We start from the raw sequence: 21874 nt of genomic DNA on the forward strand, positions 1-21874 counted from the left end.
CCCTTCGGGGAGGTCAGAGTCGGTGGCAACCGGCTCTGGGTGGGGCTCGTGGTGTTAGAGTTGAGCCGTGCAAGCGTGGTTTCACCAACCCTCCCCGACCGCTTCGCGGCCGACCCTCCCGGAGGGAGGGTAAAACGAATTCACCCCCCCCCTTTTTGGGGAGGTCAGAGTCGGCGGTAGCCGGCTCTGGGTGGGGCTTGTTGTGTTAGAAGTGGATCGTCCCAGTAAGAAATCACCAAACCCTCCCCGAAAAACTCGCGGAAGGCTCGTTTTTCGACGCTCCCAACGCAAGCGGGGAGGGTGAAGCAAGTAGTTGCTACAGTGAAGCTGACGTCGACACGACCTCTTTCCCGGTCAGCAACTAGCCGATTTTCTTGGCGACCTTTTCTAGCAACGCTTTGCTCTTACGAATCCCTTCGTACTCGTCGCCGCCACCTTCAAATTCAATCCCCACGTAGCCGTGGTAGCCATGGTCAACGACGATTTTCATCATTCGTTCGTAGTCGGTAGACGTTTCGTTGCCATCGGCATCAAACTCGTGTGTCTTCGCGCTGACTGCTTTTGCGTAGGGCATCAACGCCTGCACGCCGTGGTAACGATTGAATAGATCTGGGTTCTCACCACGCGTGATGTAGAAGTTGCCAAAGTCGGGAAGCGTTCCACAGTTATCCAAGCCAACTCGCTCGATCACCACGGCCAACCAAGCGGCGTTGCTGCTGAGCCCACCATGGTTTTCGACGATCACGTTAATGCCGTGAGGTGCGGCGAACTCGCTCAGTCGGCGAAGTCCATCGGCGGCGCGATCGAGTTGTTCGGTGTAGGTGCCACCGCTTGCTGCGTTGACGCGAATGGAATGACATCCCAAGAATTTCGCTGCTTCGACCCATTGGTGATGGTTCTCCACAGCCTTCTTGCGTTTTTCTTCGTTGGGGTCACCTAGGTTGCCTTCGCCATCGACCATGATCAATAGACTCTTGACACCGATATCCGAACAACGCGTTTTCAGTTCGGTCAGATAGTTCGTGTCGCGTGCCTTGTCCTTGAAAAATTGATTGACATACTCGACTGCCTCAATCCCAAATTCTTCTTTGGTGATGCGAGGGAAATCAAGGTTAGTGATCCCTTTGGATTGATCGCGAAGGGTGCGATGCAGCGACCATTCGGCGAGCGAAATCTTGTAGGGAGCATTGGCACTGTCGGCAGCAAACACGCGGTTGCTGGCCAAAGTGGTTGCAGCGGCGGCGGCCATCGAGGCTTGAAGAAACTGACGACGACTCGGAGCGTTGGGAAGTTTACGCATCGTGAATGGGATCCTGTGTCTTGGATATGGGTAGGGGAAATGAAGGAGGGTGCCTCTTTGGATTGTTCCGCTAAATTGTAATTTGTCGTCTGGCGTTTCGCTTGGGGTAAGCGAGGCAAACGACGTAAAAAATGACATGTAAAAGGACACGGCTCCGCACGGCCAGAAAACCGATTCGTTGCTCTCCGCTACGCTCATGGATGGGCGTGCTTGCCCCCGGTTGCGTATCGCTTGGTCTATAATCTCGCTGCATCCCCTGCCTGCTCCTTTCCCACCCCCAGTCAATTTGACGGAAATTTGATGAAAAATACTTTTTCGCGGTACGCTACCCCGCTGCTCTCGGTACTCCTTTTCGGCTGGATGTTCGCTGCCACCCCGGCCATGTCTCAGGATCTGCAGTTTCGAGATCTCTTTAATGGCAAAGATTTATCGGGCTGGGTGGACGTCAACACATCGCCCGAAACATGGAGCGTCAAAGATGGTTTGCTGGTCTGCACGGGGCAGCCGATCGGAGTGATGCGTTCGGATCGCCAATATGAAAACTTCATTCTCGACATCGAATGGCGTCATATGGAACCGGGCGGCAACTCGGGTGTCTTTCTTTGGTCCGACGCGACGCCCGATCCTCGCAATCGGTTGCCGTTAGGAATGGAAGTACAAATGCTGGAACTCGATTGGGTGAACCAGAACAAGCATGCCGATGGGACGCTGCCGCCGATCGCCTACGTTCATGGCGAATTGTTTGGTGCTGGTGGGATGACCGCGATTCCCGACAACCCGCGTGGCAGTCGCAGCAAGTCGCTCGAAAACCGCTGTAAAGGTGTCGGACAATGGAACCACTACATCGTCGTAGCGGTCGATGGGACGGTGAAGCTTTCGGTGAACGGCAAGTTCGTCAACGGAATTCGAAATGCATCCTTGAAAAAAGGCTATCTCTGCCTGGAGTCCGAAGGACGCGAAATTCACTTTCGCAAAATCCGGATCATGGAATTGCCGCCCGGAATGGCGGACGAAACCACCACCGCTGCATTGATCAAGTAGCCAGCAGCCGCACTTTAGTCTTGCAGACGTCTAGGCTCTCGCCGCTGATAGATAGCGGCGTGAATCATTTCAAAATGAAATGTTTTTTCGAGCTGCAATTCAAATCCGAGCGAGCGAAGCGTTGGGCGGGGATCGACGATGCGGCGAGACCTCAGTCCGGTTTGCCAACGAAAAAACGTGTGCATGATGGCGAGCCAAAACTTTGCCCACCATCGCCAGAGTCCTCGCTCGGGCTGACAAAAATCGACGACGTACCACTGCGCTCGTGGCGTTAATGCATTCGTAATTTGCGGCAACAGCTGGTTGAGTTGACGTTCATCAAAACAATCGAGAAAGAATGCGGTGATCACAATATCGAACGTTGAGGATGGAAAATCAAAGGACTCGATGGGTGTCGCGATCCAACTGACCGCGTCGTCGAGCGGTCGGTTTGCTGAAACGTTTTTTGACAAACCGGCGATACGTTCTCGCTGAAGCTGGAGCATTTTCGGACTGACGTCAACACTCGTGACTTGGGCGTCGGGACAAGACGTCAAAAACGCTTCAAGCAGTCGGCCATCTCCATCCCCGAGCACCAAGACACGCGGGTTCGATTTTGCATCGACAAGTTCTGGGATCAGCGAAACGCGAGCATTTTGAAGCGTGTTGCCGAATCGTAGTTTCTCGATCCACTGGTAGTGACGGGCCAGTTGATCGTAGCCGGTTTGGCAACGATCACTCATCCCGACACAACCATCACGATAAACGGAGTCAGCAAAGCATAGTCGGCAAGTTGTCCCCATTGTGACGCACTGATCCCCCACGATTCGTGGTCCATCATCCGTGCAACCAGAATCAACATTATTCCGCTGAGCGAAGTCGTGACAGCGATGGAGGCGGGAATCCATCCGCTGGCCCCGAGTCCCATCGAAATCGCTGCCAACAATCCGGCAAGCCAAGGTAGACGTGTTGCCAGAAAGGGGTACATCAAAATCGCAGACCCAACCCCTTGTTGTCGATCGCTTGGACGCTGAGCTTTGGCAACACACAAACAATTCAAGACAAACAACGCTGCTAACAAACCGACCGAAGTGACAGCTGAGACGGTGACGCGAGAAATCAGAACCGGCAGACTGACGCCGACAGCGAACAGAGAGCCGACGATAAACTCTTTTGGCAAACAACTTTGCACGGTCTGGCAATAATGAACCGCCCCACTGTAGACGAACACGAAACCGAGCAGGATCGAGCCTGCTGCCAGCAGCTCGCGAGGCAAATTGCTGATTGCAATGAGTCCGCAGCTAATCAACACCACGCACCAAAATGGCCACAATACCGTGGACCAGCGATTGGCAAACCGATGACGCATTGAAACTCGGTGGCTGAAATCCATACGCCAACAATCCATGAGTCGATCGGCCATGTAAATCAACCAAACCGTCAAGAACAGGACCACGGTCGAAGCAAGACTAGAATCAACGTGTTTGTGAGCGGCGGGATTGAGGTAGGCAAATATCATCAACCACTGCCAACCGATTGCGACCACCGGGGCATCTAACGATAAAATGTTCGGAGTCGAGATCAATCCGAGCAACGAACGTGTCGTGTTCCGTGATGCATCCGAAAGAATGGTCGCCATGCGTTTGTTTCCTCGATAGCGTCCTTCGCCCGAATTGTTTGAAATCGTTGCAGATTAAAGACCGGCTCCGAACCCGGTTTCTACCAGTGCCGAACCGTACCGTTTTTTTAATACAACCGTCCCGATGCCCCATTGTGATACCATAGTGCAAGTACCGAATGATTTTGAGGGGCTTTTCGAGGTGAGACAATGCGTCGCTTAAAAACAGTGCTTTTCGCGTGGGTCGCTCTCTCGTTTTTAGGGTGCAGCCGAGAGTATCGCGAAGACTTGGATTACTCGTATGGCATCGCCCAAACCTGGCCGATGGAGCAGTTAAATTATGGCGACTTGGTGCAATTTGAATCGGTTCCCTTTGATCTTGACGAGACCGACACGCTACGCAGGCTCATTTTAGATGACAGCATTGCGGCAAATCGCAACGTGCTGGAAGTCGGCACCGGGACCGGGCTGATCGCGATTATGTGTCAACAAAATGACGCGAGTCGGGTCGTCGCTATCGATTGGAATCCCGCCGCGGTCGCCAATGCACGCTATAACGCCGCGGTTTTGGATAGTGAAACCAACTTAGAGGTGCGATTGACGGGCAGCGACCAAGAGCTATTTTCAGCCGTCGCCCCCCAAGAAAAATTTGATCTAGTGATCGTTAATGTTCCTGAAACTTCCCGTTCAAACTTGCCCGATCCTAAGAAGTCCAATGTAGGAAAGTCCGATGCTGCCAGTGAAAACGGCAATGCTGAAACGAACGACGCCTGGCGCGATGCAATGCTTCAGAAATTGAATCTGCACCTCGCTATCGGGGGGCGATGCTTAGTTGTTTGTTCCAATAAACAAGCAATTACGCGACTTATCGACGCAGCCAAAATACACGACCATCAAACCAAGGTCCTCGATTCCCGCAACTGGGAATCGATAGAGCGTGAAGTTCGACCTAGCGTGGTTGTGGAAATTCGGGTTGCCGCAAAAGCCGAAATTGTCGCAGATGGTGAGTTCGTCTCACCCGCTTCGGCGCAGTAGAATGAGCGTCGCGAAACGAACGAAAAGCGATCGAACATATTTCGATGATGATCGATAACCGCATTAACTCGATGCAGAGTCGTTTGTCAAGCGCCTCGTAAGCATCGTTCGTTTGTTAAAAAAGTAATGGCAATTTGCCTTGCGATCGCATCGCTTACGTCACTAATATGAAGATAGCTCGTCACGTTTCTTATCTGTTGAATTTAGCTCCGGGGTTGTATCCCCGGCGCGTTGACGAGAATAACCCACGGCTGGATGACTGATTGATGATTCATTACACCTGTGATCGTTGTAAACGAGAAATCGATACCGCTTGCGAGATTCGCTATACGGTGCAGCTTGAGGTTCAAGCCGCACCCGATCCGCAACTTGGTGATTTTGATGAGGACATCGATCACTTGACTGAGTTGCATCAGATCCTCGAAGGGATCGTGGAAGATGACGAGTTGGACTTGCCCAATCCGGACACAAGTTTGCAAGGACGCTACGATTTGTGTCCCGAATGCCATCGGCAATTTTTAAAGAACCCGCTCGGGCGTGATGCGTTCCACGCGATTGGTTTCAGCAATAACTAAGCAGGTCGTTCGCTGAACCGTCGGTACGAGCCGCGGGCCAATCCACCTTGGCACTCAACGAGTGCTTTCTTTTAGCGGCGCGGCGCGAGCCGCCCGGTCTTGTTCACACGTCGCGCTCACTAGCTGCGTGCACGACAACCCAAGACTACTCAACCGCTGGCTTTGCTGCGGAGTACCGTTTCATCGGTTCGCCCGAATCGGCTACATCGGCCAGCGCCGTTTCTTGCCGTGAAGGTTGGTTTAAACGGGCGAACTTCTCGCGGGCTTCGCAGTAATCGATGGCAACAACGCGTGTCTGAACGGGCAGCTCCAAAATCTCTTTGTCGGAATAGGGATTGGTCGCATCCAACAACAACCGCTCGACCCAATGTGTCGAGCGATCGCGATCATTGGCATCGAAGAGTTGTGTGACGCTACGAACCAGCGATGACATCGAAGCATTTCGCTTTTGCATCTGCAAGATTGCTACACGCCGCAACGCGTCTTCGGCATTGGAAAGACTCTTGGCTGCATGAAAAGCAGTTTGATCGCCATCGTTGTACGCCGCGACCACGAAATTGGCGTTGCCGAGCGTGATGACTTCTTTATCCCAACCCCCAAACGATTTCTTTTCGCTTTGCGCGATCACAGAAACGTCGATCAAACCACCACGCCACTCATCAGGAACGCTCAAGGTTAGACGAAATGTTTTTTCGCCTTCGAGCACTTGCTGCTCAGTCCATTTCAATTTGAAATAAACACCGCGTCCTCGATTGATCGTGCCTGATGCGGTCACCGTTTGTACCGGCGAGACGCGATCGTATTGAAGCGACTCAATCGTCTTGTTGGTGTGGTCGGCGCCTAGATGACCGCGAGCGAAATGCGAAAGCGTTCCATCAACCGACAATCCCGCAGTCTTGGCATTTTCGTCCGTCGTTTTGATTTGGATCGGACCTTGGATCGGACTGGCCACTTCGGTTCGGGGCGCATAGTCGGCAATTTGCATTGCCCGGTCCCGGGGTTGGCAGCGAACAATCCATTGATCGATCCGCTTGGGTTCCGGAGCGACGATCATCGACGAGAGTTTTAGTTCCACGTCGACGAGTCGTCTACCGTTACTGTCGCACGAATTGGAAACGGCGCCGACGACCAAGGGCAAGTCAAACGAAATTTCAGGGCTTGATGCTTGCGATGTTTTAGGTAGCCCTGCGGATTGGACGAACACGATCGCGGACAAAAACATGAGGGGGCGTAGCATTTCAATATTCCTTTTCTTTGATCTCGGCAAAGTCCATCGAGAGTCCGTGTGGACAATGGCTTTGTGCGAACAAGACTTCCGTATGCTGTCTTGCCGGATCCTCCGGTCCATCAAACCCCGACACATGACAAATCAGGGGGGCTTGAATTCCAGTTTCCGTCGTGGAAAAGGGCGAGGCCGAGCGGGCTCGTTCATGCGAGCCACTCATTCGTCCTGCAGGGAAACTCTATCGCTCGAAATTGCAGAAATCAAACCGGCAAGATGGCGTGGCGAGCCGGCAAATCAAACCCTGATTATCTTCATCAAGCGTGAAACACGCTCATCGTCGTTGATCGCTCCGCGAACGTGCGGTTTATTATTGTCGTAGCTACGCTCGCCAGAGCGTGGATTTCCGCCGTCTGGCGACGGCAGCTACGTCGAAATACGACAGTCATTTTCCGTTCGTGCTCCGCGATCATAACGCAGCTTCAACATGAAGCACGAAATCTCGCACCCCACGCTGCCGCCGCGTGAAACACACCCTAGCTATGCATCCGTGGCAGCGGGGAACCGGCTGCAATGATCTCCGCTTCGCAGGCGGACAGTTGGTTCAGTCGTTCGCGGATCGCCTCCCGCGGTGCAAAGGACTCGGCGAGCCGCACATAGGTAGTGTGATGTCTCGCTTCACTCTCGAAAAGCCCGGCGTAAAAATCGGCGAGTACCGGTTCGCTCGGGCGAACATGTTCAGCCAGCATACTGAAACGCTCACAGCTGCGGGCTTCGATCAATGACGCGACGAGCAGCCGATCGACACCACGATCGGGTTCTTGCGAGCGAACGAGTTCGTTCAAGTCTCGCCCATACGGTCCCGGCGTCAGGCGGCGGAACGCGATCCCACGGTTTTCGAGGATATCCAACACCATTTCAAAGTGTTCGAGTTCCTCTTCGACAATTCGCTTCATCTCGCGACAGAGGTCGCGATTTTCGGCATAGGCATTGATGAAGTTCATCGCCATCGAAGCCGCCTTGCGTTCGCAATGAGCATGGTCGATCAGGATTTCGTCAAGGTGTTGATCAACTTGCTCGAGCCAGCGAGCTGCGGATTCGGATTTCAAATGCAACATCGGCTTACTCCGAGAACAATGCGTTGGCGAACGAGGTGGGATCGAAGGGAGCGATATCATCCACGCCCTCGCCCAAACCTACAAATTTCACGGGCAATTTAAACTGCTCTCGAATCGGCAGCACGACGCCCCCTTTGGCCGAACCGTCCAATTTAGCTAGGACGATGCCGGTGCATTTGGCAGCCTCGCTGAATCCGCGTGCTTGGCTGATCGCATTTTGCCCCGCCGTGGCATCCAGGACGAGCAGGACTTCGTGGGGCGCCCCCTCGATCTTCTTTTCCACGACGCGGCGAATCTTCTCGAGCTGTTGCATCAAATTGGTTTGCGTCTGCAAACGCCCGGCGGTATCGATGATCGCGATATCGGCACCGGTTTCGATTGCGCGCTCGACGGTCTGAAACGCAACACTCGCGGGATCGGCTTCGGGTTTACCGGTAACAATATCGCATCCGATTCGCCCTGCCCAAACCGTCAACTGCTCAACCGCCGCGGCGCGAAAGGTATCGCCCGCACCGAGTACGACCTTGTGACCGGATTGATGCAAGTGATTGGCGAGTTTACCGATCGAGGTGGTCTTACCGCTGCCGTTGACACCGACAACCAGAATAACGGTCGGGGGGGCATCCGCTAGTTTCAGCTCGGTCGATTCTTGCTGAAGCATACTGCGGGTTTGATCGGTGATCGTTTGCACGACCTCTTCGAAATGAACCACTCGGCCTCGCAAACGGGTCGCGACATCATCACGGATCGTTTCCGCTGGCCCGATTCCCATGTCGGTGCGAATCAGTTTGCCGAAAAGTTCGCTGAGCAAAGCATCATCAACCAACCGGCCTTCACTTTTAAATAGGTCACGGATATCGGTGTTCAGCGTGCGACGCGTCTTCTGCAACCCCGCGCGCATTTTCGAGAACAGACCGCCACCCGATTTCTTGTTGCCATCGGATGCCTGCCCCCGCGGAGCTGACTCGGTGGACTTCGCGGGATCGGTGGAAGAAGGAGTATCAGAGGAAGCGGTGTTTTTGGATCGCCAAAACGCCATCGGTGAATCACTTGCTAATCGAGGGAAAAATCGGACGGTGGGGGTATCCCAAGGAAGGCACGATTCTGGCCGATGAGAAACGTTTCGTATAGATCCAGCGGGATCCAACCTTTCTATTGGGGGGACCACCAGCCGGCCAAGTAGTGTGTTTTACGCGATAAAGCGGACAAATGTTAATCTGTAACGGCGGTGACATTGATTGTTTAGACCGATCGGTAGAAAACGCTCAGTCATCAAAATCGCTACAGTCGAAATAACGATTGTAGGCCGACCGACCCTTTCGTCCGGCTAAGTTTCACCAGAGAGATTTACAGGTCCAGGTCGCAAGATTCCTACAAGATGCACTTGTGGAACCTGACTTGGGCATAGGTCGTCGGAATCGTCACATTCGTGCGTGCGATTCCCGACTGGACTCCGATATCTGCTGTGAAGACTTAGCGTGGACGTAGGTGTGTCGATCGCAATTTGAAGCAAGCTCTCACAGTTTTCTTCAGGCGGAAATTTCGAACTCGTTCTACCTAATGCGGGGCGTAGACCTGCGTTTACCTGACGGTTTGTTGTCGTTAGGAAAATTCACGTGGTGTTATTAAAGCAGAAGATAACAGTCACCCTTTACGGATGATGGGGAGTAGAGAGCGATTATGAAAATTAGCAAACTAGCGTTGCTGGCCATGATGGCCTGTGGCGTTAACGCCGGAATCAATACTGATATCCGAGCAAACGAAATTAGCTTGATTTCACACTGTGCCGAAAAAGGCTGCGATTGCGGCGAACCCGTTTGCGGTTGCGAGCTAGTAACTCCTAGCTGCGACACCGGCATCTGTGATGGCGGTTGCGACGGTGGCTGCGATTCGGCTGGCTGCGGATGTGGTTCGGGATCGGGATGCGGCGTTGGCAGCATCTTGACCGGTGGCGATTGCTGCCTGGGCGACCCTTGGACACTGTTCGGCGAATCGAATGGTTGGTCCGCTGGCGGTTGGTTGCAATTGGGCTACCACAGCGATGCACTGCCTTTGTTCAACAGCCGACCCGATGAATTGCAACTGCACCAAGCGTGGTTGTACGCCGAAAAGGCAATCGACACATCCAACGGTTTCGATATCGGTGGTCGCATTGACTATCTATACGGTACTGACTCGCAAGACACCCAAGCGTTCGGTATCGACAACGATCACTGGGACAACGGTTGGGATAACGGATCCGATTACGGACACGCGATTCCTCAGTTGTACATGGAAGCCGGTTACGGCGACCTGTCCGTCAAAGTCGGTCACTTCTACACCATCATCGGTTGGGAAGTGGTTCAAGCGACTGGCAACTTCTTCTACAGCCACGCGTACACGATGTACAACAGCGAGCCATTTACGCACACCGGTGCTTTGGCGACCTACAACGTGAACGACAACGTCACCGCCTACGGTGGATACGTCATGGGTTGGGATAGCGGTTTCGAAGACAATGGCGACGCGTTCCTCGGCGGATTGTCGGTTGGTTTGACCGATGACTTGACCGTCACTTACGCCACCGTCGGAGGCGTTTTCGCCAACAACCAAAACGCATACGAACAGGGCTACATGCACTCGATCGTTGCGGACTTGGCTCTGTCGGACAAACTTCAGTACATTTTCCAAAGCGACGTGCTTGACACCGAAAATCGTGCCGGAGCAACCGCTCGCGAAACGTTCGACATCAATCAATACTTGATCTACTCGATCAACGATTGCTGGTCCTACGGAACGCGTTTCGAATGGTACGATGCGAAGTCGGGCGTCCTTGCGGGCAACGACGTCGACGTCTACGCCTTGACCGCCGGTGTGAACTACAAGCCACACGCCAACGTCACGATTCGTCCCGAAATTCGCTACGACTGGGTCGAAGGAAATCCTGCTGGAATTCTTGAGAACGGCGACGACGACCAAACGACCTTTGGTATCGACTCGATCTTCACATTCTAAGCTTCGTGTAAACGAGCAGAGAATCGTGTAAGCGAATCGCAGATTGAAAAAGACCCGGTCGCCTTGAAAAAGGCGGCCGGGTTTTATTTTTTTTGTTATTGATCTAGCCGCTTAAGTTCCGTCGCATTTTAAGGCGGCAAAACTGAGCCGACGGCACTAGCCGCGGGCCCTAAAACGCGGATTTCACGAGGCCCGCGGCTAACGCCGTCGGCTCACAAGAAGGGACTGTTTTAGCCGAGCAATCTAGCTCGACTTGTTCTTGCGGTACTCGGCACGCTGCTGCGAGTAATTTGCAGGGTCAGGCAATTTCACCGCTTCCGGATTGGACTCGTCCATCAACTTTCGCAAAAACGGTCGGCACCAACCGCATCCGGTGCCCGCGCCAAAACATTCGGAAAGCTGGCTCGCCCGCTTGGGTTTCTGAACACGAATGAATTGCACGACCTTGCGGCGTGTGACGTGAAAGCACATGCACAGTTCGTCATCATCCTGCACTTTCGGCTCCTTCGGTGATCAGCCATGTCGCAATACGACAGGCATCGAGGTAGTCGGCGATTTCGAGACGTTCATCAATTGTATGAATGTTTCGCTGCCCGCAACCAAGCGTGACCGCTTCGACTCCGAGGCGATACAACCAATTGGCATCGAGTCCGCCGTTGGCGACATCGCAGTAGGGCGTTCGCCCGAGCTTGGAAATCGCGGCATTGGCAGCTTGGATCGATGGGTGATCATCGCCCAACCGGAATGCTTCGTAATCCACCTGGGTCTGGAATTCGATTTTTCCACAAACTCCTGATTCGGTACTGACACTTTCGGCGGCGGCTTGGAAAGCTTGACGAATCTCGGCGACGATTCGTGTCCTCATCTCGGCGTCGTGGCTTCTCGCTTCGGCACGCAGAGTCACCAGCGGCGTGATCACATTGGTCGCGTCGCCACCCTGGATGACACCGACATTCGCGGTCCCGCTCTGGCCGTCCTTTTCGATTTTGCCGAGCCATCCTCGTTGATCCAAGTCAGCAATCGCTTTGGATGCCATCACAATCGCGCTGGCGCCTTGCTGAGGCGCGACTCCGGCGTGAGCTGGCGTTCCGAACACCTTAATGGTGATCCGTTCGCCGCCAACGGCTCCGATGGTGACTTTCTCGGGTGCTCCGCCATCGAAGTTAAACGCTCGGTCGACGTTTCCGACGAGCGACACATCCAAATTGCGAGCACCGTGCAAGCCGATTTCTTCCTGCACAAAGAAACCGATAACCGCCGGTGGGAATTTTTCGTCGCCTAACTTCAATCGTTCCAGTGCCGCGGTCAAAATCGCAGCACAACCGCTGCGATCGTCTGCCCCCAGCCCGGTTGCCGCACTGCTTCGCACTTGGTCGCCATCGACCACCGGCTGGCTGCCCACACAAATCGGAACGGTATCCATGTGCGCCGACAACATCGTTCTCGCCCCGCTGCCATTGCCCGGCAGCGTGACAATCAGATTGCCACAATTCCCCTTGAGGTTCGTTCGCGTTTCGGCGCCATCAAACTTGATTTGCGAATCGGGGACCCCCGCCTCCTTAAAAACGCGGACCAGATACTCTGCAACGGCTCGTTCGTCGCCACTGAGTCCGGAAATTGCGGCTAATTCGAGAAATCGGTCGAGTGTCTTGTCGGCATCCATGGGGGCTCTCTCTGGTAGGGTGTTAAGTCAATGCCATCTCGTTTGGCACTAAATGGGTGGTTTTATTGCGGTGCGGCGCTAGTTCGACTGTCGGTTTAGTGAGCCGTGACGCGTGAGCGGCCGGGTGCCACGCATTACCCGGTGCCTTACGGCCCACGGCTCACCACGGAGATTGACTTTTCGATTAAAACGACAGCCCGCGAGCCGCCCGGTCCAATTCGAACGTTTCACTCGCTGCAACCGGGCGGCTCGCGCCGCACCGCTACCAAAGTAGATGGCATTGGATCGCCGGTCGCCGCAATTTAACAATATTGAGGAGCTAATGGCAGAAGACTCCTTTTCAGTTTGCCCTCTGCACGGAGAATCCTTGCGTTAGAATAGACCGAGTCGCATACTCAATGTGTTTAATCGATTAACTGCTGTTCCTCTTTACTTGCTGCTGGTACCCACCGTTGGATCTTCCCGTAATTCCGTCCTCTGCAATTCCCAGCACCGCGGCCCAAGATTCCGGCGACGTTGTCGATCAACGTATCCATCTGCTGGATCTCGATGTCGATCAGCTACGGACTTGGCTCGTCGAGCAAGGCCAGCAGGGGTTCCGAGCCAAACAGATCTGGAATTGGATCTACCAGCGTCGTGCGTCCACGTTCGCCGAAATGACCAATCTGCCGAAAAAGCTCCGCGAGCAGCTCGAACAGCATTTCGTGATCTTCCGCTCCAGCGAGGTCGAAGCGGTTTGCTCGTCTGACGGCACCGAAAAATTGCTCGTTCGTCTGTTTGACGGGGGTGAAGTCGAATGTGTGCTGCTTCGCGATGGCATTCGCCGCAGCATTTGTGTCAGCAGCCAAGTCGGCTGTGCAATGGGATGCGTGTTTTGCGCCAGCGGACTCGACGGCGTGGACCGCAATCTGACGCGAGGCGAAATTCTGGAACAGATGCTGCGTCTGCAGTCGCGTTTGGGCGAGGACGAACGACTCAGCCACATCGTGATGATGGGGATGGGAGAACCACTCGCCAATCTGGATCGGGTGTTGCCGGCACTCGACGAAGCACGAAGCCCCGAGGGACTGGGGATCAGTCCCCGGCGAATCACGATCAGCACCGTGGGACTTCCCCCCGCGATCGATCGACTTTCCAAACACGGCGTGCCCTACAACTTAGCGGTCAGCCTGCATGCACCCAACAACGAACTGAGAACTCAGCTAGTTCCCGTGAACAAGAAGATTGGTATCAAAGCGGTGCTCGATGCGGCGGATCGCTATTTCGAAGCCAACGGACGTCGCTTGACGTTTGAGTACGTCTTGCTCGGTGGTTTGAACGACTCGGATGATTGTGCGCATCAACTGTTGGGGATTCTTCGCCGGCGGAACGTGATGCTAAACGTGATTCCGTACAACCCGGTGGCCGGATTGCCGTATGTGACACCCAATTCCAAAGCGATTACCGACTTCAAAGACATTTTGGTTTCAGGCGGTGTGAACGTGATGTTCCGGCAACGCAAAGGCGGCGAGATCGATGCCGCCTGTGGCCAATTGCGTCGCAACCGCCAATCGGTCTAAGCAGCGTACGGAACGACGTGCTTTGTCTCTCCCAACGTGAGACCGGGCTGTTTTATTACTGAGAGTGGTGGATCTTGCTAAAGATCCCGCTTGCAGGACGTGTAGCCACGTCCACTACGCAAAAGTTTTCAGTCATAAGATTGACGTCCCACGCCAATCGCGGAGGACGTCTTATTGCCCTTGCAACTCACCCCTCGTTGCATAATCGGCACATCCGGCACGCGTTGCCGAGATGCATCCCCGCATGTGGGCTGGCTGACATAAATTTATCGGCATTTCTTTCATCGTGTGCAAAACTTTCGTAACAAAGCTTTGCATGGAATCGTCAGCGCGGGGGCGGTGGTGATTGGTAAACGCAAAGCTGTCCAATATCCCACCTAACGAGCATTCTGCTATGAAACGTATTGCCGCTTTCTTGTTTGTTGTTGTCGCTGCGAACACCTCTGCTTCCGCACGCAACCCATTCCAGTTGTTCCGTTCGTCGACTCCTTCGCGGCCTGCTCACTCACCTCAGCAACAACGTTCGGCTACAGAAAATCCGCTCAGCATGAGCGACGAACAACTCGAAAAGACCTACGGACCGAGCATTCTGGTGCACGAGGTCCAAGTCGCTGAGAAAACAAACGCCGCGAAAGCAGACACCGCAACACGATTTGTGACTCAACCCGCAGACGACCAATAACGGACCGCATCGTCGGTATCCCTGATTTCATCAAAAGTAACGTGCCATGTATAAGCAAAGTTTGATCGCAATCGTCTTGGTAGCTTCCACGCTGAATATTGCCAGCGCGCAAGATCATACGCATCGGCGTCGAGGCGTCATCCTTGGCGGTCTCGCCGGCGCTGCACTGGGTGCTGCGATTGGTGACAAAGGGAATAACGAAACGACGGGAGCCTTAATCGGTGGCGCCGTCGGCGCGATCGCTGGTGGTACGATCGGCAACGACAAGGATGCTCGAATCGAGCACAACCGAGTCTATCACTCTGCTCCGCCACAGCACGTTCACTCGTACCCTGGCTACTCGCAGCCTGCGTACCCACAATCTGCCTATCCACACTCCGGTTATCCGCAGTACCGACCGACGTCGCCGTATCCGTCTCCATCGGCGTATCTGGGGCACTCCAGCATGGAAACCGCTCCACCGCCGACGATCTACCGAAGTCGGCCCGATTGGCAAGCCGAACCCCAATACATGGGCCCGCTGTCGCCACTTGACGTTGTCTCGATGAAACGTCGTGGAGTTTCCGACGCCACAGTAGTCAAGCATCTGCAAACCTACGGCATCACGATGCCGCTGAGTGTGCGAGACATCATCGGGATGCACGACCAAGGCGTTTCCGAATACGTCATCGATGCGATGCAAGTCGCACCCGTGATGCAGCCCGCCCCGTCCAATTCGCCAGCGCTGTCCAATACGCCAACGCTATTGAATTCGCCCACACTGCACGGCCCACGGTAAGCAACGGGAAAAGCAGCCGGAAGTTAGCCACGGTTCCCCTGATTCAACCGGCTCGCGCCGCTTCGCTACAAATGAGCTAACGCCGAAATCACGTTTCGTTGCCAGTCACCAAACGTGACGGCAGATGGCTGGCGGAATTCAGCCAATGCAGTTGCCACGCTTTGCCGTCGTAATCCAATTTGGTGATTCCGGTATTGACGAGGCCCCCGATCTTTTCGACATCGGTTACATCCGAAAGCATCTTCGTCAACAAACATCGTTTGAAGTCCGCATGGATGACCGCGACGATCGTTTTGCCGCTGGCTCCGAACGACTGAATCAATCGCTCGGTAACCACACCGGCTCTCGCGTTAGCTTGGTCATCCGTTTCTCGTTTGTTGCCAGCCCACCAACCTGCACTGGTGATCGTTTCGTCGATGACACAGTCGTGGGGCAACGCCGTAAATTCTTTTTCGATGCTCTCGCGTCCCATTCCTGGTCCACCCTCGGTTGCACTGGGACCATAACCACGGAAACAACCACCGCGTTCAAAGACATTGTGCCAAACGTGAACGCGTTGCGGTGATTGGTCGACAATGAATCGAGTGGTTTGGATCGAGCGGCGAAACGGGCTTGTGATCAACGTGTCGATCGTTAGTGTGCTCGTCCACTTGGCAAGGTATTCTGATTGCAGTCGGCCACGCGCGGTAATCGCAGGATCCTCGATCCGTTGGTAGGGTCGCATGGCATTGTTTTCGCTCTCCGCGTGTCGAATCAGGTAAAGTTGCATCGTCGATTTAGTTGTCCGCGCGTACAGCCAAGTTTCCCGCGCGGCCCAGACCGCGGAATCACAGGCGTTTCGAATAAATGAGAGAGTGAACGACCGACGTCACTCACGCCAGCAACCTCAATTCTAGGGATCACAAGCAATTTTGCGAGACGCCGCCGGTCGGGGAGAATCCTCATTAGCAATATCCGGTTCGCAACAAACTCTGATACTGCAACATTCCAATGCTGACAAAAACATTTTCAATGATTGAGAGTCAGACGATGTCGCGAAGCAAACGAGTTTCCATTGGCCTAATCTCTGTACTTTTCGTTGCGGCGGGAATCAACCACTTTGTCTCGCCGGGAGCTTACTTGAAGATTATGCCGGAATATCTGCCGTGGCCTTTAGCACTGGTCTACATCTCGGGGTTCTTTGAAGTGGCTGGCGGCATTGGCATCGCAATACCTCGATTGCGGCGAGCGGCCGGATGGGGACTGGTCGGATTGCTGGTTGCCGTATTTCCAGCAAACATTCACATGGCACTGAACCCCGAGCAATTTGCGTTCATTCCGTCATGGGCGTTGTTGGCCCGATTGCCACTGCAAGGCGTGCTGATCGCGTGGGTGTGGTGGGCATCGGTGCATCGAACGGGTTGAGAAGCACCGTTGGGTCAGTGTCGCGACTGAGGCTGGGCTGCAACTCGGAGGCTTTCGTAGCGGGCTTGCTTGAATTTTGCCAACGGCCACGTCTTGGTGTCCTCACTGAGCGATTGCCAAACATCTTGAAAGCGGGCCGAATCGCTGGGGTCGGTACAAATCCACGTCGGACGATCCCGCACTGCGGGCCTCCAGCAGTGTGGACTTTGTGAGCCGACGGCGCTAGCCGCGGGCGAGGTGAAATCCACGTTTAAAGGCCCGCGGCTAACGCCGTCGGCTCAGTTATCCTCAGTAGCTTCCACCTAAATTTCTGAAATCTCACGCCATTTTCGCGGCCCTCCCAGCTTCGCCGGGCGGGTAAAGCACGCCGTTGCTACAGAGGGCCCGGGGAGTGTACTGCGTCGACGAAGTTCAGTCCTTGCCAATACTTTTGGCCTGCTGGCGAAACTGGGACGGCGTCACGCCCGTCGCGGCGCGGAAAGCCCTCGTGAAGGCGCTCTGGTCATAGAACCCACTCGAAAATGAAATATCCGCGATTGTTTTGTCTGTATCCAACAGCAGACGCGATGCCGTAGCGACGCGTGTCTGGCGGATGAATTGACTGGGGGTCAACCCGAACAATCGTTTAGTCAGCCGAGCCAAGCGTTGCAGGGACATGTTCGCGCGGTCCGCTAACATCGAGGGGGTGCCGATCTCAATAGGGTTTTGCTCAAAGAACTCGAGCGCAAGTGCAAATTCATTGGGAATGATATCGGTTTCAACTGGCACACGAACGTCACGTGAAAACCCCACCAGCCCAATAGTTTCACCATCAGGTGTGACAATCGGCAACTTGGTGGTAAGACACCAAACTGGCTTATGAGGACGATGCCATTGCATTTCAAGATGGCCAACCAACGCGCGTCCGGTCCGCAAGACTTTGGCGTCTTGTTCCGCGGGGACTTGGCCGAAGTCGCCGGGGCAAATTTCAGAGGGGCGTTTGCCAATCGCATCGGAAACACGTTTCAAGCCATGCCGTTTCGCCAGCGATTCATTGACGCACACGTATTGTCCGTGTTCATTCTTGACAAAAAACGCGACATCATCTGCTTGATCGAAAAGCTGACCTAGCAACCCCACTTCTATGCTGGTGATCTGCCTTGCAGCAAACTCGGTCGTTTGTTTTAACCATTGGTTCATGGATGTTGGTCCTTGCCGGGGGCGTCCGCGAAGGTAGTGGCGGCTAATTCGAGGCGATCTCTTTTCTTCTCGGTTCAGACTCGTTAACGGAATACTTCACGTTACCGAGTGTTCCATGAATAAAAAAGAGCCAAGTCGCGTCCGTCGTGAGTTTCGGTTCGACTGGGACGTCCAGCGACTCAACAGGTGTCGCAAATCATTCACACGGTGTCGCAAATTACCCTTGAGCCATGTGGGGACCATGTCGAATCGGGGGGGCCTCGATTGTGCGCAGATTTATCGTGTGCAGATCCATTGTGCGCGTATTCATCACGCCGCAATCGTTTCATCCAAGAGCGAATAGAACGCATGCGCTAGGATGATTCTTCCGTGACATTCGATGCGTTGTCTACCCAACTTCTGAATACAACCATTTTGACAGAGCGACATTATCATGTGAGTGTCCTTTGCATATTTTAGATGCAAAGGTTTCTTCGATACCAGCACTCTGCATTTCCCAAACCTGATTGCAAAATGATTCGCCTGATTTTCCTTGCGATTGCCTTGTGCCCGTCCGTGTTGTGCTTGGCAAGTGGCTTACATGCCGCCGACAAGCCCAACATCGTCTACATCATGATGGACGAGTGGGGATACTTCGAGTCATCGGGAATGGGGCATCCGATTTTGCAGACGCCTCACATTGATCAGATGGCGGCCGAGGGAATGCGATTTACACAATTCCTCGCTGGAGGAAATGTTTGCGCTCCAACGCGTAGCGTGCTGATGACGGGTTTGCACGGGGGTCATACCACCGTCCGCGGCAACGGCGGCGGTGCCGCACTGCGTGCGGATGATCGTACCGTCGCGGATGGTTTACATGATCTAGGTTACGCCACGGGCGGTTTTGGGAAGTGGGGCATCGGCGACGTTGGCACGACTGGCGTGCCCGAAAAACATGGCTTCGACACCTTCTTTGGCTACTACCATCAAGTTCACGCGCACAATCATTATCCGCGCGTTCTGATTCGAAACAGCCAACGGGTTCCGCTCGGCGGCAACACTGGCGATTGGCAAGGAGGAGAGCAGTTCGCCCATAACCGAATTGTTCAAGAAGGCATGGACTTTATTCGCGAACATAAAGACCAACCTTTTTTCGCCTACTTTCCTTGGACGCCGCCTCATGGACATTGGGCGATGCCGGCGGATGACCCCGCTTGGATTAAATACAAAGATCGTCAGTGGGATGCGGCCAATCAACGTGGCACCCGCGATGCACAAGTTTATGCTGCGATGGTCGAAATGGTGGACCGTCAAATTGGGCAGGTGTTCCAGCTGCTGCGTGAGCTTGAAATCGACGACAAAACCATTGTGTTTGTTTGCGGTGACAACGGTGGCCAGACCTATTTCAACAACGACAATCACCCACACGGGTTCCTCGCTCCCAACCTAAATCCTAAAACCGGCGAGCGTTTTCGCGGTGGCAAACGCGAATTTTACGAAGGAGGAATACGCATTCCTTTCATCGTGCGCTGGCCTGGAAAAATTAAAGCCTCGTCGGTGTCCGATCACCTCGGTTACTTTCCCGACGTCCTACCGACGCTGCTTGAGTTGGCTGGTGCGGATTCGATGCCGACGACCGACGGAATCTCGATCGTGCCGACGCTCTTGGGCGAACAGACCGCTGGTCATGCGCAATCGCAGCACGAGTACCTGTATTGGGAAGACCCGCAAAGCGCTGCGGTTCGGATGAAAAACTGGAAAGCCGTGCGTCCAGGTCCAAATCGACCGTTCGAACTATATGACCTAGCGACCGACATCGAGGAGCAAAATGACGTGGCCCAGCAAAATCCGGAAACGCTTGCTAAAATGATTCAGTTCGCAAAGCAAGCCCATACGCCTCCACGATTGGGGAAAACCTTGGACCCTACAGTCGGGTTCCGCCCTCAAACCCACTAGACTTTTTGAAATCGCGGCAAGGCAATCCCACAGTCAGGGATTGGCTCCGTCTGGCATTTTGCTTCGTCGGCGCCATCGAGACGCGTTTCAATCGTGACGGGTGTCGGCATCGCCGCTGCTATCGAACACTGCAACGGCATGAAACATCCAATTCATTTGCCCTCCATTTTCTATCATCAAGATCGACCTGAACTAATGAAGCTAAAATTGAACTTGGCCCTGTGCGTCGCAATGGCAACCACCCTCGGCGGTTTCGCAAACCACGTACATTCCGGCGAACTGCCGAATGTGGTCGTTATTTTGGCGGACGACTTGGGGTACGGAGATTTGGGATGCTACAACCCCGAGTCGAAAATCCCGACCCCAAACCTCGACCAACTCGCGACCGATGGAATGCGTTTCACCGATGCACATAGCCCATGCACCGTTTGCACACCGACACGTTTCAGTTTGATGACAGGACAAATGGCCTTTCGGGTTCCCAACGGCGGTCGAGTGTTTTCGGGTGCGGGGGGGCCATCGCTGATCGCACCAGGGCAATTGACGCTGCCATCGATGCTGCGCCAGCAAGGGTACACCACCGCATGCTTTGGCAAGTGGCACATTGGTTTGACCTTTTATGATTACGACGGGAAACCGATCCATCACGGAAATCTCGAGTCGGTTAAGCGAATTGATTATTCGCGTCCCATCGACGGCGGCCCGTTGGATTGTGGGTTTGATCACTTCTTTGGAACGGCATGCTGCCCCACGACCGATTGGTTGTACGCATTTATGGATGGGAAGCAGATTCCAAATCCGCCCGTCAAACAGCTCGACCAGTCCACGCTACCCAAGCATCCGTACGCGAACGATAACCGTCGTGGGATGGTCGCACCGGACTTTGATCTCGAAGAAGTCGACATGGTGTTTCTAAAAAAGAGTCAGCAATTTCTCGACAAGCACGTTGCGGAAACACCCGACAAGCCGTTCTTTCTGCTGCACAGCACACAAGCGGTTCACTTGCCCTCGTTTCCCGGCAATGCGTTCAAAGGCAAAACCGGCTCAGGGCCTCATGGTGATTTCATTTTCGAGCTGGACTACGTTGTCGGCGAGCTGATGAGCACACTTGAACGTTTGAATATCGACGACAACACGTTGGTGATTTTCACAAGCGACAACGGCCCCGAAGTCCCCACGATCTATCACATGCGACACGATCACGGTCACGACGGAGCACGTCCGTGGCGAGGCGTCAAACGGGACAATTGGGAAGGTGGCCACCGAGTTCCGTTTATTGTCCGCTGGCCAGGCAAAGTGCCCGCGGGGACAACGTCGTCGGAACTCACCTCGCTTACCGACGTGATGGCGACCGTTGCAGAGATTGTCAAAACGCCGCTTCCCGACGATGCGGGCGAAGACAGCTTTAGCATGTTGCCCGTGATGCTGGATGTTGCACACGATGAACCCATCCGTCCGTATCTGCTGCAACAGGGTTTTGGCGGAAGCAGATACTTGGCGATCCGGCGTGGACGATGGAAATACTTGGCGCACAAAGGATCGGGCGGCAACAATTATGAATCGCACGAACTGCTCAAAGAGTACCGCTTACCAGACACGGCGCCCGACGCTCCCGGTCAACTTTTCGACCTGGAAACCGATCCCGGCGAGACGAAGAACTTGTCCGCTTCGCATCCCGAAGTCGTGCAAGAGTTGAGCACGCTATTGGAAGAATCAATTCAACGTGGTCGCAGTGCGCCGATCGGCCAGCGTTAAACCGTGTTTGCCCATGCACACGAAACTGGGGGAGTAA

General features: G+C 54.3%; 20 protein-coding genes. 10 read left to right on the plus strand and 10 right to left on the minus strand.

Annotated features, from left to right (window positions below):
- Positions 1-361 precede the first annotated feature (361 nt).
- Entirely contained in the window at positions 362-1300 is a 939-nt protein-coding gene (locus tag SH528x_RS31320; RefSeq protein WP_442507350.1) for a sugar phosphate isomerase/epimerase family protein, read from the minus strand.
- Positions 1301-1600: 300 nt separating this feature from the next.
- Here SH528x_RS31320 and SH528x_RS31325 point away from each other — a divergent pair, with 300 nt between their 5' ends.
- Positions 1601-2341 (plus strand): 3-keto-disaccharide hydrolase, encoded by a 741-nt coding sequence (locus tag SH528x_RS31325; RefSeq protein WP_442507351.1) that lies wholly within the window; start codon positions 1601-1603, stop codon positions 2339-2341.
- A 14-nt stretch (positions 2342-2355) separates the two neighbouring features.
- Here SH528x_RS31325 and SH528x_RS31330 read toward each other — a convergent pair whose 3' ends face one another.
- Both SH528x_RS31330 and SH528x_RS31335 read right to left on the minus strand, forming a co-directional pair.
- Entirely contained in the window at positions 2356-3063 is a 708-nt protein-coding gene (locus SH528x_RS31330) for a class I SAM-dependent methyltransferase (RefSeq protein WP_442507352.1), read from the minus strand.
- Positions 3060-3959, minus strand: coding sequence for a hypothetical protein (locus SH528x_RS31335; RefSeq protein WP_442507353.1), 900 nt, complete (start codon positions 3957-3959; stop codon positions 3060-3062). The genes SH528x_RS31330 and SH528x_RS31335 overlap by 4 nt, the downstream gene beginning before the upstream one ends.
- A gap of 189 nt (positions 3960-4148) precedes the next feature.
- On the opposite strand from SH528x_RS31335, the gene SH528x_RS31340 reads away from it, so the two are divergent.
- Together SH528x_RS31340 and SH528x_RS31345 are read left to right on the plus strand one after the other, a co-directional pair.
- Positions 4149-4973, plus strand: coding sequence for a 50S ribosomal protein L11 methyltransferase (locus SH528x_RS31340; protein WP_442507354.1), 825 nt, complete (start codon positions 4149-4151; stop codon positions 4971-4973).
- 266 nt (positions 4974-5239) lie between these two features.
- Positions 5240-5548 carry a hypothetical protein gene (locus SH528x_RS31345; RefSeq protein WP_442507355.1) on the plus strand — a complete coding sequence of 103 codons (309 nt, stop codon included), beginning with the start codon at positions 5240-5242 and terminating at the stop codon, positions 5546-5548.
- Positions 5549-5693: 145 nt separating this feature from the next.
- Here the strand turns inward: SH528x_RS31345 and SH528x_RS31350 are convergent, their stop codons facing one another.
- The 3 genes from SH528x_RS31350 to ftsY form a co-directional block, all read right to left on the minus strand.
- The gene (locus SH528x_RS31350) at positions 5694-6785 is read right to left on the minus strand and encodes a hypothetical protein (RefSeq protein WP_442507356.1); all 1092 of its coding nucleotides are present in this window, start codon (positions 6783-6785) and stop codon (positions 5694-5696) included.
- A 521-nt stretch (positions 6786-7306) separates the two neighbouring features.
- Positions 7307-7888 carry a tRNA-(ms[2]io[6]A)-hydroxylase gene (locus tag SH528x_RS31355; protein WP_442507357.1) on the minus strand — a complete coding sequence of 194 codons (582 nt, stop codon included), beginning with the start codon at positions 7886-7888 and terminating at the stop codon, positions 7307-7309.
- A gap of 4 nt (positions 7889-7892) precedes the next feature.
- Complete coding sequence (ftsY, locus tag SH528x_RS31360) at positions 7893-8927, minus strand: signal recognition particle-docking protein FtsY (RefSeq protein WP_442507358.1); 1035 nt, start codon at positions 8925-8927, stop codon at positions 7893-7895.
- Between the two features lie 641 nt (positions 8928-9568).
- Here ftsY and SH528x_RS31365 point away from each other — a divergent pair.
- Positions 9569-10882, plus strand: a complete 1314-nt coding sequence (locus SH528x_RS31365; RefSeq protein ID WP_442507359.1) for a porin — start codon at positions 9569-9571, stop codon at positions 10880-10882.
- A gap of 243 nt (positions 10883-11125) precedes the next feature.
- Here the strand turns inward: SH528x_RS31365 and SH528x_RS31370 are convergent, their stop codons facing one another.
- Together SH528x_RS31370 and SH528x_RS31375 are read right to left on the minus strand one after the other, a co-directional pair.
- On the minus strand, positions 11126-11377 hold the full coding sequence (locus tag SH528x_RS31370; RefSeq protein WP_442507360.1) for a (2Fe-2S)-binding protein: 252 nt from the start codon (positions 11375-11377) through the stop codon (positions 11126-11128).
- Complete coding sequence (locus SH528x_RS31375) at positions 11367-12545, minus strand: M20/M25/M40 family metallo-hydrolase (protein ID WP_442507361.1); 1179 nt, start codon at positions 12543-12545, stop codon at positions 11367-11369. The genes SH528x_RS31370 and SH528x_RS31375 overlap by 11 nt, the downstream gene beginning before the upstream one ends.
- A gap of 482 nt (positions 12546-13027) precedes the next feature.
- Here SH528x_RS31375 and rlmN point away from each other — a divergent pair, with 482 nt between their 5' ends.
- The 3 genes from rlmN to SH528x_RS31390 all read left to right on the plus strand — a co-directional run bounded on the left by rlmN (position 13028) and on the right by SH528x_RS31390 (position 15564).
- Positions 13028-14104, plus strand: a complete 1077-nt coding sequence (gene rlmN / locus SH528x_RS31380; protein WP_442512215.1) for a 23S rRNA (adenine(2503)-C(2))-methyltransferase RlmN — start codon at positions 13028-13030, stop codon at positions 14102-14104.
- A 394-nt stretch (positions 14105-14498) separates the two neighbouring features.
- Positions 14499-14786, plus strand: a complete 288-nt coding sequence (locus SH528x_RS31385; protein WP_442507362.1) for a hypothetical protein — start codon at positions 14499-14501, stop codon at positions 14784-14786.
- A 46-nt stretch (positions 14787-14832) separates the two neighbouring features.
- Positions 14833-15564, plus strand: coding sequence for a glycine zipper domain-containing protein (locus SH528x_RS31390; protein WP_442507363.1), 732 nt, complete (start codon positions 14833-14835; stop codon positions 15562-15564).
- An 88-nt stretch (positions 15565-15652) separates the two neighbouring features.
- Here SH528x_RS31390 and SH528x_RS31395 read toward each other — a convergent pair whose 3' ends face one another.
- Entirely contained in the window at positions 15653-16333 is a 681-nt protein-coding gene (locus SH528x_RS31395; protein ID WP_442507364.1) for a histidine phosphatase family protein, read from the minus strand.
- 221 nt (positions 16334-16554) lie between these two features.
- Between SH528x_RS31395 and SH528x_RS31400 the strand changes: the two genes are divergently transcribed.
- Positions 16555-16968 (plus strand): DoxX family protein, encoded by a 414-nt coding sequence (locus tag SH528x_RS31400; RefSeq protein ID WP_442507365.1) that lies wholly within the window; start codon positions 16555-16557, stop codon positions 16966-16968.
- 411 nt (positions 16969-17379) lie between these two features.
- On the opposite strand, the gene SH528x_RS31405 is transcribed toward SH528x_RS31400, so the two are convergent.
- Positions 17380-18147, minus strand: coding sequence for an AraC family transcriptional regulator (locus tag SH528x_RS31405; RefSeq protein WP_442507366.1), 768 nt, complete (start codon positions 18145-18147; stop codon positions 17380-17382).
- Positions 18148-18660: 513 nt separating this feature from the next.
- On the opposite strand from SH528x_RS31405, the gene SH528x_RS31410 reads away from it, so the two are divergent.
- Together SH528x_RS31410 and SH528x_RS31415 are read left to right on the plus strand one after the other, a co-directional pair.
- A complete protein-coding gene (locus SH528x_RS31410) occupies positions 18661-20082 on the plus strand; it encodes an arylsulfatase (protein WP_442507367.1) in 1422 nt (473 codons plus the stop codon).
- A 138-nt stretch (positions 20083-20220) separates the two neighbouring features.
- Entirely contained in the window at positions 20221-21837 is a 1617-nt protein-coding gene (locus tag SH528x_RS31415; RefSeq protein WP_442507368.1) for a sulfatase family protein, read from the plus strand.
- Positions 21838-21874: the final 37 nt, after the last annotated feature.

This window comes from Novipirellula methanifontis, assembly GCF_052161655.1.
In the GTDB taxonomy this organism is placed as follows: Bacteria; Planctomycetota; Planctomycetia; order Pirellulales; family Pirellulaceae; genus Novipirellula.

What these genes read in the sequence shown, in the direction of transcription:
- SH528x_RS31320 (WP_442507350.1), bottom strand. Translation starts at nt 1,300, where the DNA reads ATGCGTAAACTTCCCAACGCTCCGAGTCGTCGTCAGTTTCTTCAAGCC.
- SH528x_RS31325 (WP_442507351.1), top strand. Translation starts at nt 1,601, where the DNA reads ATGAAAAATACTTTTTCGCGGTACGCTACCCCGCTGCTCTCGGTACTC.
- SH528x_RS31330 (WP_442507352.1), bottom strand. Translation starts at nt 3,063, where the DNA reads ATGAGTGATCGTTGCCAAACCGGCTACGATCAACTGGCCCGTCACTAC.
- SH528x_RS31335 (WP_442507353.1), bottom strand. Translation starts at nt 3,959, where the DNA reads ATGGCGACCATTCTTTCGGATGCATCACGGAACACGACACGTTCGTTG.
- SH528x_RS31340 (WP_442507354.1), top strand. Translation starts at nt 4,149, where the DNA reads ATGCGTCGCTTAAAAACAGTGCTTTTCGCGTGGGTCGCTCTCTCGTTT.
- SH528x_RS31345 (WP_442507355.1), top strand. Translation starts at nt 5,240, where the DNA reads ATGATTCATTACACCTGTGATCGTTGTAAACGAGAAATCGATACCGCT.
- SH528x_RS31350 (WP_442507356.1), bottom strand. Translation starts at nt 6,785, where the DNA reads ATGCTACGCCCCCTCATGTTTTTGTCCGCGATCGTGTTCGTCCAATCC.
- SH528x_RS31355 (WP_442507357.1), bottom strand. Translation starts at nt 7,888, where the DNA reads ATGTTGCATTTGAAATCCGAATCCGCAGCTCGCTGGCTCGAGCAAGTT.
- ftsY (WP_442507358.1), bottom strand. Translation starts at nt 8,927, where the DNA reads ATGGCGTTTTGGCGATCCAAAAACACCGCTTCCTCTGATACTCCTTCT.
- SH528x_RS31365 (WP_442507359.1), top strand. Translation starts at nt 9,569, where the DNA reads ATGAAAATTAGCAAACTAGCGTTGCTGGCCATGATGGCCTGTGGCGTT.
- SH528x_RS31375 (WP_442507361.1), bottom strand. Translation starts at nt 12,545, where the DNA reads ATGGATGCCGACAAGACACTCGACCGATTTCTCGAATTAGCCGCAATT.
- SH528x_RS31385 (WP_442507362.1), top strand. Translation starts at nt 14,499, where the DNA reads ATGAAACGTATTGCCGCTTTCTTGTTTGTTGTTGTCGCTGCGAACACC.
- SH528x_RS31390 (WP_442507363.1), top strand. Translation starts at nt 14,833, where the DNA reads ATGTATAAGCAAAGTTTGATCGCAATCGTCTTGGTAGCTTCCACGCTG.
- SH528x_RS31395 (WP_442507364.1), bottom strand. Translation starts at nt 16,333, where the DNA reads ATGCAACTTTACCTGATTCGACACGCGGAGAGCGAAAACAATGCCATG.
- SH528x_RS31400 (WP_442507365.1), top strand. Translation starts at nt 16,555, where the DNA reads ATGCTGACAAAAACATTTTCAATGATTGAGAGTCAGACGATGTCGCGA.
- SH528x_RS31405 (WP_442507366.1), bottom strand. Translation starts at nt 18,147, where the DNA reads ATGAACCAATGGTTAAAACAAACGACCGAGTTTGCTGCAAGGCAGATC.
- SH528x_RS31410 (WP_442507367.1), top strand. Translation starts at nt 18,661, where the DNA reads ATGATTCGCCTGATTTTCCTTGCGATTGCCTTGTGCCCGTCCGTGTTG.
- SH528x_RS31415 (WP_442507368.1), top strand. Translation starts at nt 20,221, where the DNA reads ATGAAACATCCAATTCATTTGCCCTCCATTTTCTATCATCAAGATCGA.